This is a genomic window from Solibacillus sp. FSL K6-4121 (assembly GCF_038002585.1).
GTDB lineage: Bacteria > Bacillota > Bacilli > Bacillales_A > Planococcaceae > Solibacillus > Solibacillus faecavium.
The window spans coordinates 1,047,763-1,064,003 of record NZ_JBBOCS010000002.1 but is presented as its reverse complement, the minus strand read 5'-3'; the positions used below and the strand labels follow the sequence as shown (position 1 = coordinate 1,064,003).

The window sequence follows — 16,241 nt, the reverse complement described above, 5'->3', positions numbered from 1 at the left end:
TATTAAAAGAATTGGGTGAAAGAAGAGAGTACCTAGGAGCTTAAGTAACGTAAATAGAGAGAAAGGGTTTGTTGTTAAGTTGAAAGAAAAAATAACAAAACAAAGCATTAAGCTTTTTCAGGAAAAAGGATTTAGCGAAACATCCATACAAGACATTGTAGATGCACTAGGCGTTACGAAAGGTACTTTTTATTATTATTTTACGAGCAAAGAAATTCTGCTGATGGAGATTCACCTTAGATATATTGATGATTTATTAACCCGACAAAAAGTAATTATTGAGAGCACGAAAAATTGTCGCGAAAAGATTATTGGCATTGTATCACTTGTTATTTTAGATATTAAAAATCAAAGGGCGAATGGTCGCGTTTATTTCCGAGAAATGCGGAATTTAACACCAGAGAATGCCAAAAAAGTTAAGAAAAAAAGAGAAGAGTTTCGCCTGAATATTGAAGCTGTATTAAGTGAAGGGATTAAATCGGGTGAGTTTCGAGAAAGTATCGATCCTAAAATGATTGCCTTGGCTATTTTAGGAGTTACGAATTGGAGTTATAACTGGTTTAATCCCGAGGGAGAAGTATCGGTTGAAGAGTTAGCTGAGAAATATGTGGACTTTGTGTTGTATGGAATAAGTTTACAAAGGTAAGAAAGTATTTAAATCGGAGGTATTATATGTCGACAGTTCATGCCAAAACAATGAAAGCAATTCAATTCACTGAATATGGGGGGCCTGATGTTTTAAATTTCATAGATATTGAAAGGCCTGAAATTGGTGATCAAGAGGTTTTAGTAGAAGTAAAAGCTATTGGAGTAAATTATGCAGATACTGCTAGAAGAGAAGGGAAGTATGTTGTTCCAACAAAACTGCCATTTATACCAGGTGCAGAGGTAGCAGGTGAAGTAGTTGCGGTTGGGAAAGATGTAAAAAGATTAAAGCCTGGTATGCGTGTTGTGTCACTTATAGAGTCAGGGGCTTACGCACAATTTGTTAGCGTTCATGAAAGGGTCCTTACAGAAATACCAAATGGTGTTGAATATTCGGATGCTGTAGCCCTACCTTTACAAGGTCAAACAGCGTACCACATTTTAAAGACAATGGGACGTCTAGAAAAAGGTGAAACTGTTCTTGTCCATGCAGCTGCGGGCGGTGTAGGCGCACTTGCGGTACAGTTAGCAAAATTATTTGGCGCGGGCAAAGTTATTGCAACAGCTAGTACTGAGGAAAAACTTTTACATGCAAAGAATCTAGGTGCAGATTACCTTGTCAATTATACGGAACCGGGATGGGAAGAAAAGGTACGTGAATTTACTGGAGGAAAAGGTGTCGATATCGCTCTTGAAATGGTGGGCGGAGATATTTTTGAAAAGACATTTAAATGCCTGGCACCATTCGGACGTTTAGTGATATTTGGAAGAGCGAGTGGTGAAATGTCAACACTTGATGCAGCCCAGCTTATGCGTCGTAACCATTCTGTTATTGGTTTCTTCCTCCCACAAATCATGAGTCAACCAGAGTTATACCAACGTAGCTTTACAGAATTATTGAATTTCGTTGATAGCGGAAAGCTTAAATTAACAATCGGCGGTATTTATCGATTAGAAGAGGCTTCATTAGTTCACCAATTACTTCAAGGAAGAAAAACAGTTGGAAAGTTAATTCTTACACCCTAAAAAAATTGTTTTTATTTACGCACGACATACTAACCGATTAGTATTTACTCATTTTTATGAGATGGGAGCGAATATATGGATCAATCTTTGTTTGACTTAAGTGGACGTACAGCTCTTATTACAGGTGGAGGAAGAGGATTAGGGAGGGATATCGCAGAAGCATTTGCAGAGCATGGTGCCAATATTGCGATTTGTTCCCGTAAATTAAGCAATTGCCAAGACACCGTAGACTATATCCAAAATAAGTATTCGGTGCAAGCAAGAGCTTATGTATGTGATGTAGGTAACGAAGAAAACGTCATTAGTACTGTAAATGAAGTTTTATCGGATTTTGGTCAAATTGATATTTTAGTAAATAATAGCGGGGCTACTTGGGGAGAAAAGGCTGAGAAGATGCCCCTTGAAGCATGGCAAAAAGTGTTAAACGTCAATGTTACCGGCACCTTCCTTATGTCGAAAGCAGTCGGCAATCACATGATTGAAAAAGGATACGGGAAGATCATTAATATTGGCTCTGTGGCAGGTTTAAAAGCGGAGCCTGCTGAAGTGTTAAATGCCATTGGTTACAGCACAAGTAAAGCTGCAATACATCATTTTACAAAGGATTTAGCACGTAAATGGGCGGAGTATGGTGTGACTGTCAATGCCATTGCGCCTGGATTTTTCGAAACGACGATGACCAAACATATTCTTGAACGAAGCGGCGATCGTATTAAGGAAAAAAACCCAATGAATAAACTGGGAGATACGAATTCGTTAAAGGCTACAGCAATATTGTTCGCGGGAAGAGCAAGTGATTATATTACAGGGCAAGTAATAGCTATTGATGGGGGTGGATCATTATGACGCAAAGCAAAACAAATGTGGAGAGACCTTGGTTAGAGCATGTTGTACCCGGAAATCCGAAAGAAATTGAAATTCCGATTATTTCGCTTCCGCAGCTGCTAGATGAATCGGTAGCAACCTATTCAAACCATACTTCTATAACGTTTTATGGAAAAACTTTCTCGTATCAGGAACTGAGCGATAACATTAAAAAGGCTGCGAAAGGTCTATCAAAAAGTGGTGTTGGCAAAGGGGATCGGGTTGCAATTATGCTTCCGAATTGTCCTCAATACCCTGTAAGTTTTTACAGCATACTAGCATGTGGTGGAATTGTAGTTCAAGTAAATCCAATGTATCAAGCTTCAGAATTAATCCATATTTTAAATGATTCTGGAGCAAAGGCAATCATTGTAATGGATCAATTACTACCTTTAATAGAGGCAATTAGAGCGCAAACACCGATTCAAGAAGTTTACCCGGTTTCTGTAGAAAGCGCTTACTTGCCAGATGAATTATTAATAGAAGATGAGGGCGAATTACAAACGGTAGAAATTAATCCAGTTGAAGATGTTGCAGTTTTGCAATATACGGGAGGAACTACCGGAACACCAAAGGGGGCAATGCTAACCCACTTTAATATCGTTGCTAACACACTTCAAAGTGAAGCGACTTCTAATGTTAAGGTGAAAAAAGGGGAAGAGCGTGTTTTAACTATATCGCCATTGTTTCATGTATATGGAATGACGAGTGCTATGTCTGTCACGTTCTATCTCGGCAGCAATTTGATTTTGGTGCCTAAATTTGATGTGGAGCAAGTCATTGACATCATTGAAAAAACGAAGCCAACCTCATTTCCGGGCGTTCCAACGATGTACATTGCACTCGTAAATTATTACAATGTCAGAAAATTTGATCTGAGCTGTTTTAATATATGTTCGAGTGGATCGGCACCTTTACCAATAGAGATTATTAATCAATTCAACGAGATAAGCGGTACTTCAGTTGCTGAAGGTTATGGGCTATCTGAAGCTTCACCTGTTACGCACCGGAATCCTGTTGATGGATTGCAAAAAAAGGGGAGTATTGGCATTCCGATACCAAACACGGATGCGAGAATAGTAGATATTGCAACTGGAGAACAAACCCTTGCCGTTGGAGAGGTGGGAGAATTAGTAATTAGGGGTCCTCAGGTGATGAAAGGTTACTGGAACAGACCTGAAGAAACAAATATCGCGATACGAGATGGTTGGCTATATACAGGGGATTTAGCAAAAATGGATGAGGACGGCTTCTTCTTTATAGTTGGACGTAAAAAAGAAATGATTATCGCGAGCGGATATAACGTTTATCCGATTGAGGTTGAAAATATTCTTTATAAGCATCCTGCCGTACTTGAAGTCGCGGTTATAGGTATTCCACATGAATATCGCGGCGAGACAATTAAAGCAATTGTAGTACTGAAGGAAGGCCAGGATGTAACGTCTGACCAACTCATTGATTTCTGTCGTACTCAATTGTCTGCATATAAGGTTCCTAGAGAAATTCAATTCGTTAAAGAGTTACCGAAAACGGCTGTTGGCAAAATACTGAAAAGAAATTTAATAACGCAATTCAATGCTCAAAGTGATCAAGTTTAATATAAATCTAATGGAAACGGAAGTGTGATTATATGTATTTACGATTAACTGATGAACAAAAAATGGTGCAGGAAACTATCCGCAAATTTGTGAAAGAGGAATTAATCCCTCTTGAAAATGAAGTGCTGAAAAACGAGCGTGAAGGGAAACCGGGTCTTTCAAATGAAAAATTAAAAGAGCTACGCTTAAAGGCGAAAGAATTTGGATTTTGGGGTATTAATACGCCAGAAGAATATGGTGGTGCTGACCTTGGCCAAATGATGATGGCACTCGTTCTAATGGAAATTTCGAAAACATTTGTTCCTTTTAGTTTTGGCGGTTCAGCAGACAATATTCTTTATTATGGAAACGACTACCAAAAGGAAAAGTACTTAATTCCTACGATAAATGGTGACAAAAAATCGTGCTTTGCTATCACAGAACCAGATGCAGGGTCCGACACAAGAAATATTAAAATGACAGCCGTGAAAGATGGCAATGAGTGGGTCTTAAATGGTGAAAAAACGTTTATTACAGGTGGTAATGAAGCAGATTTCGTAATGGTTATTGCGATAACTGATAAAGAGCTCCATAAAAAAACTGGTCGAGATGGTGTAACTTGCTTCATCGTAGACCGTGATATGGGCTGGAAATCAGAGTATATCGACACAATGGGGGAATGGGGACCTGCTGGTTTAGTGTTTGATAATGTTCGTGTTCCAGAAGAAAATATTTTAGGTGAAATCAATGGTGGTTATAAGTTGGGGCTAGAATGGATTGGCTTTGCACGATGGGTAGTAGGTGCTCGAGCAGTTGGAATGGCAGAACGTCTACTGCAAATGGCCATCGATTACTCGAAGGAACGTAAAACATTTGGAAAACCAATTGCAGACAATCAAGCGATTCAATGGCCGATTGCCGACTCAGCGGTTGAAATTGAAGCAGCGAGATGGCTTGTGCTTAATGCAGCCTTTACTCTCGATCAAGGAGAGGATAATCGCCACTTGGCATCAATGGCAAAATTATATGGTGCCAATATGGGCAATAGAGTAGTAGACCGAGTACTGCAAATTCATGGTGGAATGGGCTATACGAGAGAGTTACCGATTGAACGCTGGTACCGTGAAGCAAGACTTTGGAGAATTTATGATGGTACAGACGAAATACAACGTATGATCATTTCAAGAAATCTCTTAAAAGGAAACGTTAAGGTTGGCCAATATGTTTAACTCTATTAATGAGCTGTGAAATCAAAAAACTTTTATAGAGAAAGAAGGAATAGTCGTGGGACAAAGATTTGAAGGAAAAACAGCATTTGTAACAGGTGGCAGCAGAGGAATCGGTAGAGCGATTGTAGAGCAATTCGCACAAGAAGGGGCTAATGTCGCAATTATTGATGTGAATGAAGAAGCGTTAGAAGGTGCAGCTAGTGAATTAAGAGAAGCGGGCTATTCAGTTTATACAAAAGTCGGAAGTGTCGCCAATCGTGAAGATGTTGAGTTGGCGATGAAAGAAGTCTATGAAATGTTCGGCTCGATTGATATTTTAGTAAACAATGCGGGAGTTATTCGAGATAACTTAGTATTTAAAATGACGGATGAAGATTGGTTAACTGTTATGAATGTTCATTTAACAGGTGCATTCTACGCCTCTCGAGCTGCGCAAGCTTATATGACGAAGCAAAATTACGGCCGAATTATTAACTTGTCATCCACTTCTGCTTTAGGTAATCGCGGACAGGCGAATTATTCGACGGCGAAAGCAGGATTACAAGGATTAACTAAGACGCTAGCAATAGAGCTAGGTCGATATGGTGTAACCGTAAATGCTGTTGCACCAGGCTTTATTGAAACAGATATGACAAAAGCAACTGCTGAAAGAATGGGCGTTCCTTTTGATCAGTTTGTTGAATTTACTACTAAGGCAATTCCGGTTGGACGAAGCGGAAAACCAGAAGATATTGCAAATGCAGTCTTATTTTTTGCAGATGAAAAATCATCTTTTGTAAGTGGGCAAATTATTTATGTTGCTGGAGGACCTAGAACTTAAAGAAAAGAGGGATTAAGTGTTTAAAGAAGCAATCGGAACTCGCTCAGCTGTAATTAAAAATACAGTTGAGCGAGGTGCTGTTAAAAAATTTGCAGAGGCCATTAATGATCTTGCTCCGATTTATTATGACGAGGAAGCAGGGAAAAATTCAAAATATCAACGAAATATTGCGCCACCTACCTTTCCAGTTACACTTGATTTTGGTACGATTCCAAATTTAAAACTACCGGCAAAGGGACTCATTCATGGAGAGCAAATCTTTCGTTATGAACGGCCTATTTTTGTTGGAGAAGAACTATATTGCTCTACAGAAGTGAAAGATTACTATGAGAAAACTGGGAGTAATGGAAGAATGGGCTTTTTAGTCATTCGTCGTGAAGGCTTAGATATAGATCAAAACCTAATTTTCAGCGAAGATCGTATTCTCATCATTAATGAAGCAGTGAGAAAGGGGATGGGTGCTTGATATATATTACGAACTTAAAGCCAGGCGATTCATTACCTTCTATTGAAATACAGCCGGTGAATAGACTTGACTTGATTAAATATGCAGGCGCATCTGGTGACTTCAATCCTATTCATACAATTGATGATGAGGCGAAGAAAGCAGGTTTACCAGGCATTATAGCGCATGGAATGTGGACGATGGGTAATTTAGCAAAGTTATTTACACCTTACGTTGAGGAAGGTTTTATTCAAGATTTCGCCATCCGTTTTAAAGGCATGGTATTTATAGATGACCGCATTACATTAAAGGCAACTTTACAAGACCATCATTCAAGTGAAATGGTGTTTGAAGTTGCAGCAATCAATCAACACCAAAAGGAAGTTATGAATGGATCTGTAAAATTTTTATGTCATAATGTTTCTGAATTTTCAGATGAATTAAAAGGGAGGATGAATGTGTGAGAGAGGCTGTAATTGTTTCCGCAGTAAGAACAGCAATCGGCAGGCAAGGTGGCGCACTTGCATCTATTCCTGCTCATGTTTTTGGAGCAGAAGTGATGAAAGAGGCGCTAAAGCGTGCAAATGTTACGGCTGATATGGTTGATGACGTTATTTTAGGCAATGTACTAAGTGGTGGTGGAAATATTGCTAGATTAACAGCTTTGCAAACAGGTCTATTTACTGGAATGCCCGGGTTAACTGTAGACCGTCAATGTGGGTCTGGCATTAATGCGATTAATCTAGCTGCACAGGCAATTTGGGCAGGCGATGGAGATATTTTTGTAGCAGGTGGAGTGGAGAGTATGAGCCGTGCTCCTTATTTAATGGACCGTCCAGAAAAAGCTTATAGCCCTACACTCCCTCGCTTCCGAAAGTCTCAATTAGCTCCAAAAGAAATTGGTGATCCACCTATGGGGATTACAGCGGAAAACTTAGTTGAGAAATATAACATTAGTAGGGAAGAACAAGATGCATTTTCTCTACAAAGCCAACAAAAGATGGCTAGAGCGATGGAAGAAGGCCGATTTGAAGAGCAAATTGTACCGATTTATATACCTACTCGAAAAGGTGAACCAATTGAGTTTAAAGTGGATGAACATCCTCGTCCAGAAACGACCAAAGAAGGATTAGAAAAATTACCGGCAGTATTTTTGAATGGTGGTACTGTTACTGCAGGTAGTAGTTCAGGTTTAAATGATGCTGCCTCAGTCGTTGTTATAATGTCTCGAGAAAAAGCAAATCAGTTAGGAATAACTCCTTTAGCAGTCGTTCGAGCACAGGCAGTTGCCGGGGTTGATCCAAATATTATGGGAATCGGACCAGTACCTGCAACAAAAAAAGTATTAGAGAAGGCTGGCTTAACATTAGAGGATATGGATTTAATAGAAATAAACGAAGCGTTTGCTTCACAAGTTCTTGCTTGTGATAAGGAACTAAACATGGACGCGCAAAAAGTAAATGTTAACGGTGGGGCAATTGCACATGGACATCCTCTAGGTGCCACGGGAGCTATTTTAATGACAAAAGCAATTTACGAATTAAAGCGGTCAGGCGGAAGATATGCACTCATTACTGCATGTATCGGTGGCGGGCAAGGAATTGCGACGATCATTGAACGAGAGGGGTAGTCAATTCTTTCACATAATAAAAATCGTAAATGAAGGAGAAGAAAATATATGAAAACTATCCCGGATGTTGATATTTATGTACGGTATTGTGAGACGGATGCTGGAGGTCATGTGAGTAATACGAGTTATTTTCTTTATTATGAAGAAGCACGTACCAAATTTTTTGAAGCGATTAAATTTAGCGGGAAAGATCGAAAGAATTTTAATTTTATCGTAGCGCGTCTTGAAAGTAACTTCATTAAACAATCATATGCAAGCCAAATACTGAGAGTATCAACAGGCGTATCAAATATCGGAACAAAAAGCTATACACTTGAACATGAAATTAAAGATGCACATACTGGTGCTCTTATAGCTAATGGAAGTTCAGTTATTGTTTGTTATAACTTTCAAGATCAGCATTCAATTGAAATACCAATGGAATTAAGGAAGGCCCTTGAAGAATATTTAATTACCACACGTTAGAGTAAGCCAAAATTCATCTTACAATACGAAGGGGGATAAATATGGAATTATTACTGCAGCAATTGTTTAATGGACTCACCCTTGGAAGCGTTTACATTCTAGTTGCGATTGGACTTACTCTCGTATTTGGTATTTTACATGTTCCAAATTTTGCCCATGGAGCGCTGTACTTAATTGGTGGGTATCTCACGTTAATGGCAATGAAAGGACTAGGCGTCCATTATTTTGTAGCTATCATCATCTCTATGATTAGCGTTGCATTAATAGCGATTTTAATGGAACGATTGGTTTTTAATCCGTTAAGGAATGCTCCTGCTATTCATGACAAAATAGCAGCCATTGGTATGGTATTGTTTTTCGATGCACTTGTTAGCCTTATATGGGGCAACGACTATCAACGAATGATTACTCCATATGGTGACTCTGTTACAATTTTTGGCATAGCCACATCGTATCAAAGAATTTTGGTTATTGTAGTGGCGGTCGTTGTGGTGATTTTATTGCAGCTTTTTTTAAAGAAAACAATGATTGGAGCGTCGATTATTGCAATGGCGCAAAATCGTGAAGGAGCCTTTTTAGTAGGGATCAATGCGAATGCAGTAGCGATGATGACATTTGCTATCTCAGGAGCATTAGCTGCAATTGCGGCATCTATTTCTTCTCCGATTAATCTTGTATTCCCGGCCATGGGACATATTGTTATTTTGAAAGCATTTGTCGTCGTTATTATAGGAGGGATGGGTAGCGTTCCAGGCGCTATCATTGGTGGATTAATCCTTGGTATTACAGAGAGCTTGGGAGCTACGTATATTTCGAATGATTATAAGGATATGATCGCCTTTTTACTACTAATTATTATTATGACGATGCGTCCAAAAGGTCTGTTTGCGAAGGGGGTTTATTAATGAGTAAAGTACTGAATAAACGAAATGGAATTATCGCAGTACTCATTTTATCCCTTCTTTTCCCTCTGGCCTTTTCAGATAATAAATATGTTTTATATATTATGACACTCGCCTTTATTTATATTATCGCCATCTATGGAATGAACATTTTAGCTGGTTATACGGGGCAGCTCTCCTTGGCACACGCAGGTTTTTTTGCCATTGGAGCCTATTCTGTAGGGGTTTTAACTACTAAAGCGGGGCTTAATTTTTGGTTGGCATTATTGTTAGCTGTTCTTATTACAATGGGAATTGGTTTTGCTCTAGGGATAATTGCACTCCGAACGAAAGAGCACTTCTTTGCCATCTATACGTTAATAGCAGGTTATTTAATCTATTTATTAATTTATAAATGGGAAGATTTAACGGGTGGTGTAAGGGGATTAATTGGCATACCAATACCAAATGCAATTGGCCCCATTAAATTCGAATCACCGATCGCCATGTATTATTTAGTGTTATTGTTTCTTCTCCTTTCTATCTTTGTCACTGTAAGAATTGTTTATTCTTTAACTGGGAGAACATATAATGCGATTCGTAATAGTGAGGAGCTAGCACAAACTCTAGGAATTAATACAAAAATAAATAAACTAGTATCTTTTGTCATTTCGGTATCTTTTGCAGGCCTGGCAGGTGGATTATACGCTTCACTTGTTCGATTTATTGGACCTGAAATTGCAGGGACTACAATGGTATTTACATTTTTGATGTATTTAATCGTTGGTGGAATAGGAACACTTGCGGGACCGATTATAGGGACGCTGCTGTTTATATGGCTTGAGCAATATTTACAAAGTTTCCAAGAACATAAGATGTTAATTTTTGGACCTATATTAACATTAATCGTTATTTTCTACCCTAGAGGGATCGTAGGTGCTATTCAGTCCTTAAGGGGATATTTACGGACTAGGAAAAAAGAGAGTAACAGGTCATATTCAAAGAATAGTGAATCAACGGATATGAAAAGTAGGGAGGTTTAATGATGACATTTATTAAACTAGAGGGCCTCACGAAAAGATTTGGTGGTTTAACTGCAGTGGATGAAGTTGATTTTGAGATTGAAAAAGGAAAAATTACCGCAATTATCGGACCAAATGGAGCCGGTAAATCGACCTTTTTTAATTTGATTAGTGGCTTCCATCGACCAACATCCGGGTCAATTACTTTTGAAGGGAAGGATATTACTAAAACACCGCCACATATTGTAGCGAGATTAGGTATTGCCCGTACTTTCCAAACTACTCATTTATTTGATACGTCGTCTGTCATTGACAATATTATAGTAGGCTATCGCTTACGTACTAAATCAAAGCTGTTTGATGCTATTCTTCGGACGAAAAGAGAAAAGCGTGAGGAAAAGGAAGCATTTGAAAGAGCAATTGAAGTACTGGATTTCGTAGGCTTAACAAATTTAGCTAACAGTCCTGTATCGACAATTTCACAGGAGTCAAAAAAACGAGTGGCCATTGCACTTGCACTTGCAACAGGTCCAAAAGTTATTTTCCTTGATGAGCCGGCAGCAGGAATCAATCCTGGTGAAACTGAAGGCTTGGCAGAATTAATGAAGAAAATCGTTGATAGCGGCATTACTGTATGTACGATTGAACATAAGATGCAGATGATTATGGGACTCGCAGATAATATTATGGTGCTAAACCATGGTGCGAAAATAGCACAAGGTACACCAGAGGAAATTAAAAATAACCCAACTGTAATTGAAGCGTATTTAGGGGGTGAATCATCTGCTGAAGTTATCTAATGTAACGATAAAGTTTGGTGGTTTTGAAGCATTAAAAAACATTAATTTAGAAGTGCATGAGGGCGAGTTAGTTGTATTACTTGGCGCGAATGGGGCAGGGAAAAGCACGCTATTTAAAACAATTAGCGGCTTGAACAAAATGACTTCAGGCGACATTCAGTTTAATGGAAACAGTATAAGCGGGGCTGCCCCGGATCGGATCGTAAAGACCGGTATTGTTCAATGTGCCGAAGGAAAAAAGCTATTTTCTGAGATGTCTGTTCAGGAAAATTTAATGATGGGTGGCTTTGTCCATCGACGGAAAAAAGCACAATTAAAACAGTCTTTGGAAGAAACTTATGATTTATTCCCAATTTTAAAAGAGAAAAAAGATGATGCAGCTGGTTCCTTAAGTGGAGGACAGCAGCAAATGTTGGCGATTGGTAGAGCTTTAATGGCAAAGCCAAAACTAATTATGCTCGATGAACCTTCCATAGGGCTTGCTCCGTTAATAGTCGAGCAAATGTTTTCTGTTATACAGTCGATTAATAGAAATGGAACGACCGTGTTACTTGCTGAACAAAATGCCAATGCTGCACTGAAAATTGCTAGCCGTGGCTACGTAATAGAGAACGGCATATTAGTTCTTCAAGGGAATAGTAAAGAACTATTTAATAATGATGATATTCGCAAAGCATATATTGGGGCATAGACATGGGCATGTAGGAACGGCGAGGAAATGGAACAAATAATGTATTGTCGCACTAAAAATATAAAAAACAAAGGAGATAAACATGAACACATTTAAGAGGGGATTATTTCTTAGTTTGCTTTTTATTTTGGCTATAGTACTAGTTGCTTGTTCTGAAGATGGGGAAGAAACAAAAAAAGATGAAGGAAAAGCACCGGTTAGTACAGAGGGCAGTAAAGTAGAAGAGCCTACAATCGGCTATACCGGTCCTTTAAGTGGTCCAGCAGCATTTTATGGCGAAGAAACATTAAAAGGATTAAAAATGGCTGCGGAAGAAATTAATGATAGTGGTGGATTTGAAGTGGATGGTCAGAAGTATACGATTAACTTATCGACTTTAGATGACAAATATTTACCGAATGAAGCCGCAGCGAATGCGAAAAGATTAGTACAGGAACAAGATACTAAGTTCATTTATACACCACATAGTGGCGGTGTATATGCAATGCAAGTGTTTAATGAAATGGAAGATTTTATTGTTATGGCCTATACGAGTGAGCCAGGTGTTACCGAAACAGGAAATAAAATGACTGTTCGTATTCCACCTCGCTATGACAGATATATTGAGCCATTTACAAAATACGAAATGGAACGTTTCGGAAAGAAAATAGCATTCTTACCAACAGCAACTCAGTACGGTAAGGATTGGGCAGATTCATTACGCCCTGTATGGGAAGCAAATGGTGGGGAAGTTGTCTTTGATGAGTCAATCGACTTTAGTAAGGATACGGACTTCCAAACAATTATGACCAATGCATTAGCAAAAAACCCGGATGTCTTATTCATCGGTGGACCTTCACAACCGACTGCCCTTGTATTAAAGCAAGCACGTGATTTAGGTTTCGAAGGTGGATTCATTATTATGGACCAAGCAAAGCTGGATGAGATCGCAGCAGTATTAGGCGGAAGTTATGATTTACTTGAAGGCGTAATTTCGACACCACCACTAGTTACATCCCAATATGGTGGTACAGAAGCTTTCATTGAAAAATACCGTAGCCAAAACGATAAAGATCCAGGCTCTGAATCAGGATTCCATTATATTTCATTGTATATTCTAGTTGAGGCAATGAAAGCAGCTGGAACTGTGGATGATACTGAGAAAATTATGGCAGCAATGGATCAAGGAGCAAAAAACCTGCCAGAAGACAAAGAAGTTTATTACATTAAAGGTGTAGACGATGATGGTGGATTCCTTCCATTATTACGCATGGCTTATATTGAAAATGGAGAAATTGTTCAGATGGGTGAAGAAAAGTAAATAATACAGATAGAAAAAAGCACCTTTTACGAATTATATCCCGTACTTAGTACCGGGAAAACATTTCAAAAGAGTATACAGTTGATCTGTATTACTCTTTTTTTTCAGTTCAAACTGAGCTCCGGTGAATTTTCTCATAAAAAGATTTTAAGTCGAATAAATTGGATACTAGTGTGAAAAAAGGAGATGTAAATTGCGTGGGAAATTATTTGGAAAGTGCTGTTTTTGAACATCAATTTTGGCTTCAAGTACTTGGGGATCATTCAAGATTTATTAACGATTCGCTATACCCTTCTCAAATAGAGGATATTACTAAAGCTGCTTCCTTTATCCATCACTTCGATCAACTTCTTTCTCAAGTAAGTTCACTTAACGAATCCAATATAATTCTTTTCACTAATAATGTTGAAGAATCAGTAAAACAATTAAGGGCCTTCAAACTATCCATTATTGAACGCCACTTAACAGGTGAAATGAAAATCCATTTAACACCTACTTTTATAAATCATATGGTAAATGAATTAGAAGAATATTTACGTATATTAAACTATCTCAAACAGGGTGAAGTGCCACCAATATTTCACGAATTACATCACCATCTAATCTGGTTGGTAGATGCATCGGGTCATGCGGGGGCCATTAATGACCAATTGGATGGCGTAGAAAAAAGATTGAAGGAAAAAAGCAGTACTTTTGCAAAACACTTTGATCAGTTTTATTTGAAAGCGGTAGAATTAACGGGCTATTTACGTACGAATGTTCATAAATTCCCGGCATTAAACAGATTTAACAATGAGGTTGAAGTGGAAATGGGCTTATTTAAGACGTTTTTAAATGAACTGGAAGAAATGGAGCTAAGTGCGGAAGTATTAGGAACATTTACTGCGTCTATGGCAGACCACATGGCGAGGGAGGAACAGTACTATTTAATGAAATTAGCAGAGTCTTCTAACATTTAAACGAAAACCGCAGGGGCCATACCCACTTCATTTATTTTAGTGGTTATAGTCATCTGCGGTTTTTTATTTTGGAGTGAAGTATATTAACCGATCAATAATAAACGGAGAAACTCCGCTTATTAAAGAAATTAAGTGAAAAGTAATCAAAATAAACGGAGAAATTCCCTCTATTTAATAAATAAATATAAAATTTAAAGGTTTTCATGTGAATAGACGGAATAACTACTTCTATTTCCCATTAAATGCAGCTAATTTTGCAAATAAGGGGAAATCCTCCGCTTATTTTACTCAATTATTCTTTAGAAGTATTATCTTTGGATAAAAACCAACCAGCTACTGCAATAGCAATTAATACGCTATAAAAAGTTAGTTTCCACTCAAAGGAATGGGCAAACGTATAAGAAATAATATTTACATCTGGATGACTTAAAGTTAAAACAGCAAGTTTAACACCTACCCATCCAACGATTACAAATGCAGCAATTTCTAAGCCTGGTTTTGCTGCAAGAAGTTTTACAAAAAAGTTTGCTGCAAAACGCATGATGATTAACCCGATTAAACCACCTGTGAATATGACTAGGAACTTTCCGCCATCCATGCCACCAATCGTAGGTAAGTCAGTATTAGGTAGTGTCATCGCAAGAGCTACAGCTGCTAAAATTGAATCAACCGCAAATGCAATATCCGCCAATTCCACTTTAATAACCGTTCCCCAAAAACCAGATTTCTTCTTTTCCTTCTCTTTCACATGTACTTTATTTTTAAAATATAACTTTCTAGCAATATGATTGATTGCAATAAATAGTAAATAGAGAGCACCAATAGCCTGAACCTGCCAGACATCTACTAGGAAGGAAATAATAAATAACGAAGCGAAACGGAAAATGAAGGCACCTGCTAGACCATAAAAAAGAGCCCTCCGTCTTTCTTTTTCGGGTAAATGTTTAACCATGATAGCTAAAACGAGGGCATTATCTGCCGCAAGTAATCCTTCTAATCCAATTAATAATAATAGTACCCAACCATACTCTAACAATAATGATATATCCAATTATATTCCTCCTAGCTACATTTAAGATTAATGGTAAGTAAGAATAATATTCCCACTTCCATTAACTATAATCATATAGCGAGGCATCACTAAAAATGCTTTTAAAAAAATACATTTAATTTTCTTCGAGAACATATATTTATCAGTATTTAATAAAAGTTGATATTAAGAGGTGGCCTCCGTGTATTTTCTTAGAAAAAGTTTGGCGCTAATTTTAGGCAGCATTATTCTTTCTTTAGGTATAAATCTGTTTTTAGTTCCGCATAAAATTTTAGATGGAGGAACAGTTGGCATTGGATTAATAGCAAATTACTTATGGGGGTTTAATACCGGACTTATAATAATCCTATTAAGTATTCCCATCTTTATATACGCATGGTTTCATTATAGAAACTATTTCTATAATAGTTTACATGGCATGATTCTATCTGCTTTTTTTATTGATTACCTTTCACCTCTTAGTAAGCTAATAAAAGTTGAAGCGGTATACAGCTCTATTCTAGGAGGCATCTTAGTAGGCATAGGAATCGGGATGATGTTATGCTTTCAGACAAGTACAGGAGGCTCGGATTTTATTGCGCAGTTTTTGTGTGATAAGACGGGTATTAATGTAGGGATTTATATTTTGGTGATTGATTCAGTTGTTATAATTATTGGGGGGCTATTATTATCTCCGGAAACATTTTATCTCTCCATTTTAACGATAATTTCTATTGGTATCACAACTAGTCTTATTACAAGTATGCGAGGGCAACTAGTAGCTTATTAATGAGTTTGCGTATTATCATCCACGAAACCTCTTTCAACACTATTGTCACAATTGTAATATTTGTTAT

Annotated in this window: 18 protein-coding genes; 17 read left to right on the top strand and 1 reads right to left on the bottom strand. The window is 37.9% G+C overall.

Going from position 1 to position 16,241, the window contains the following annotated elements; translation table 11 throughout:
• Window positions 1-79 precede the first annotated feature (79 nt).
• The 16 genes from MHH95_RS14825 to MHH95_RS14750 all read left to right on the top strand — a co-directional run bounded on the left by MHH95_RS14825 (window position 80) and on the right by MHH95_RS14750 (window position 14,354).
• Complete coding sequence (locus MHH95_RS14825; protein ID WP_340728215.1) at window positions 80-646, top strand: TetR/AcrR family transcriptional regulator; 567 nt, start codon at window positions 80-82, stop codon at window positions 644-646.
• A gap of 50 nt (window positions 647-696) precedes the next feature.
• Window positions 697-1,671: a quinone oxidoreductase family protein gene (locus tag MHH95_RS14820; RefSeq protein ID WP_340728774.1), complete on the top strand. Its 975-nt coding sequence runs from the start codon at window positions 697-699 to the stop codon at window positions 1,669-1,671.
• A 75-nt stretch (window positions 1,672-1,746) separates the two neighbouring features.
• Window positions 1,747-2,517: an SDR family oxidoreductase gene (locus tag MHH95_RS14815; protein ID WP_339212575.1), complete on the top strand. Its 771-nt coding sequence runs from the start codon at window positions 1,747-1,749 to the stop codon at window positions 2,515-2,517.
• Entirely contained in the window at window positions 2,514-4,133 is a 1,620-nt protein-coding gene (locus MHH95_RS14810) for a long-chain-fatty-acid--CoA ligase (protein ID WP_340728214.1), read from the top strand. The genes MHH95_RS14815 and MHH95_RS14810 overlap by 4 nt, the downstream gene beginning before the upstream one ends.
• Window positions 4,134-4,165: 32 nt before the next feature.
• Window positions 4,166-5,341, top strand: a complete 1,176-nt coding sequence (locus MHH95_RS14805) for an acyl-CoA dehydrogenase family protein (RefSeq protein ID WP_340728213.1) — start codon at window positions 4,166-4,168, stop codon at window positions 5,339-5,341.
• Window positions 5,342-5,396: 55 nt separating this feature from the next.
• The gene (locus tag MHH95_RS14800; protein ID WP_191701518.1) at window positions 5,397-6,161 is read left to right on the top strand and encodes an SDR family NAD(P)-dependent oxidoreductase; all 765 of its coding nucleotides are present in this window, start codon (window positions 5,397-5,399) and stop codon (window positions 6,159-6,161) included.
• Between the two features lie 16 nt (window positions 6,162-6,177).
• Window positions 6,178-6,627 carry a MaoC family dehydratase N-terminal domain-containing protein gene (locus MHH95_RS14795; RefSeq protein WP_340728212.1) on the top strand — a complete coding sequence of 150 codons (450 nt, stop codon included), beginning with the start codon at window positions 6,178-6,180 and terminating at the stop codon, window positions 6,625-6,627.
• Window positions 6,624-7,070, top strand: a complete 447-nt coding sequence (locus MHH95_RS14790) for a MaoC/PaaZ C-terminal domain-containing protein (protein ID WP_340728211.1) — start codon at window positions 6,624-6,626, stop codon at window positions 7,068-7,070. The genes MHH95_RS14795 and MHH95_RS14790 overlap by 4 nt, the downstream gene beginning before the upstream one ends.
• On the top strand, window positions 7,067-8,236 hold the full coding sequence (locus MHH95_RS14785) for a thiolase family protein (RefSeq protein ID WP_191701521.1): 1,170 nt from the start codon (window positions 7,067-7,069) through the stop codon (window positions 8,234-8,236). Before MHH95_RS14790 ends, MHH95_RS14785 begins: the two co-directional genes overlap by 4 nt.
• Window positions 8,237-8,284: 48 nt before the next feature.
• Complete coding sequence (locus MHH95_RS14780; protein WP_191701522.1) at window positions 8,285-8,701, top strand: acyl-CoA thioesterase; 417 nt, start codon at window positions 8,285-8,287, stop codon at window positions 8,699-8,701.
• Window positions 8,702-8,742: 41 nt separating this feature from the next.
• A complete protein-coding gene (locus MHH95_RS14775) occupies window positions 8,743-9,606 on the top strand; it encodes a branched-chain amino acid ABC transporter permease (RefSeq protein WP_340728210.1) in 864 nt (287 codons plus the stop codon).
• Window positions 9,606-10,625, top strand: a complete 1,020-nt coding sequence (locus MHH95_RS14770; protein ID WP_340728209.1) for a branched-chain amino acid ABC transporter permease — start codon at window positions 9,606-9,608, stop codon at window positions 10,623-10,625. Before MHH95_RS14775 ends, MHH95_RS14770 begins: the two co-directional genes overlap by 1 nt.
• A gap of 2 nt (window positions 10,626-10,627) precedes the next feature.
• Window positions 10,628-11,404, top strand: coding sequence for an ABC transporter ATP-binding protein (locus tag MHH95_RS14765; RefSeq protein ID WP_340728208.1), 777 nt, complete (start codon window positions 10,628-10,630; stop codon window positions 11,402-11,404).
• The gene (locus MHH95_RS14760) at window positions 11,388-12,095 is read left to right on the top strand and encodes an ABC transporter ATP-binding protein (protein ID WP_340728773.1); all 708 of its coding nucleotides are present in this window, start codon (window positions 11,388-11,390) and stop codon (window positions 12,093-12,095) included. Before MHH95_RS14765 ends, MHH95_RS14760 begins: the two co-directional genes overlap by 17 nt.
• Window positions 12,096-12,177: 82 nt before the next feature.
• Window positions 12,178-13,395, top strand: a complete 1,218-nt coding sequence (locus MHH95_RS14755) for an ABC transporter substrate-binding protein (protein ID WP_340728207.1) — start codon at window positions 12,178-12,180, stop codon at window positions 13,393-13,395.
• 197 nt (window positions 13,396-13,592) lie between these two features.
• Complete coding sequence (locus tag MHH95_RS14750) at window positions 13,593-14,354, top strand: DUF2935 domain-containing protein (protein WP_340728206.1); 762 nt, start codon at window positions 13,593-13,595, stop codon at window positions 14,352-14,354.
• Between the two features lie 292 nt (window positions 14,355-14,646).
• Here the strand turns inward: MHH95_RS14750 and MHH95_RS14745 are convergent, their stop codons facing one another.
• Window positions 14,647-15,405 (bottom strand): TerC family protein, encoded by a 759-nt coding sequence (locus MHH95_RS14745; RefSeq protein WP_340728205.1) that lies wholly within the window; start codon window positions 15,403-15,405, stop codon window positions 14,647-14,649.
• A gap of 181 nt (window positions 15,406-15,586) precedes the next feature.
• On the opposite strand from MHH95_RS14745, the gene MHH95_RS14740 reads away from it, so the two are divergent.
• Window positions 15,587-16,174 carry a YitT family protein gene (locus MHH95_RS14740; RefSeq protein ID WP_340728204.1) on the top strand — a complete coding sequence of 196 codons (588 nt, stop codon included), beginning with the start codon at window positions 15,587-15,589 and terminating at the stop codon, window positions 16,172-16,174.
• The last annotated feature ends 67 nt before the right edge of the window (window positions 16,175-16,241 follow it).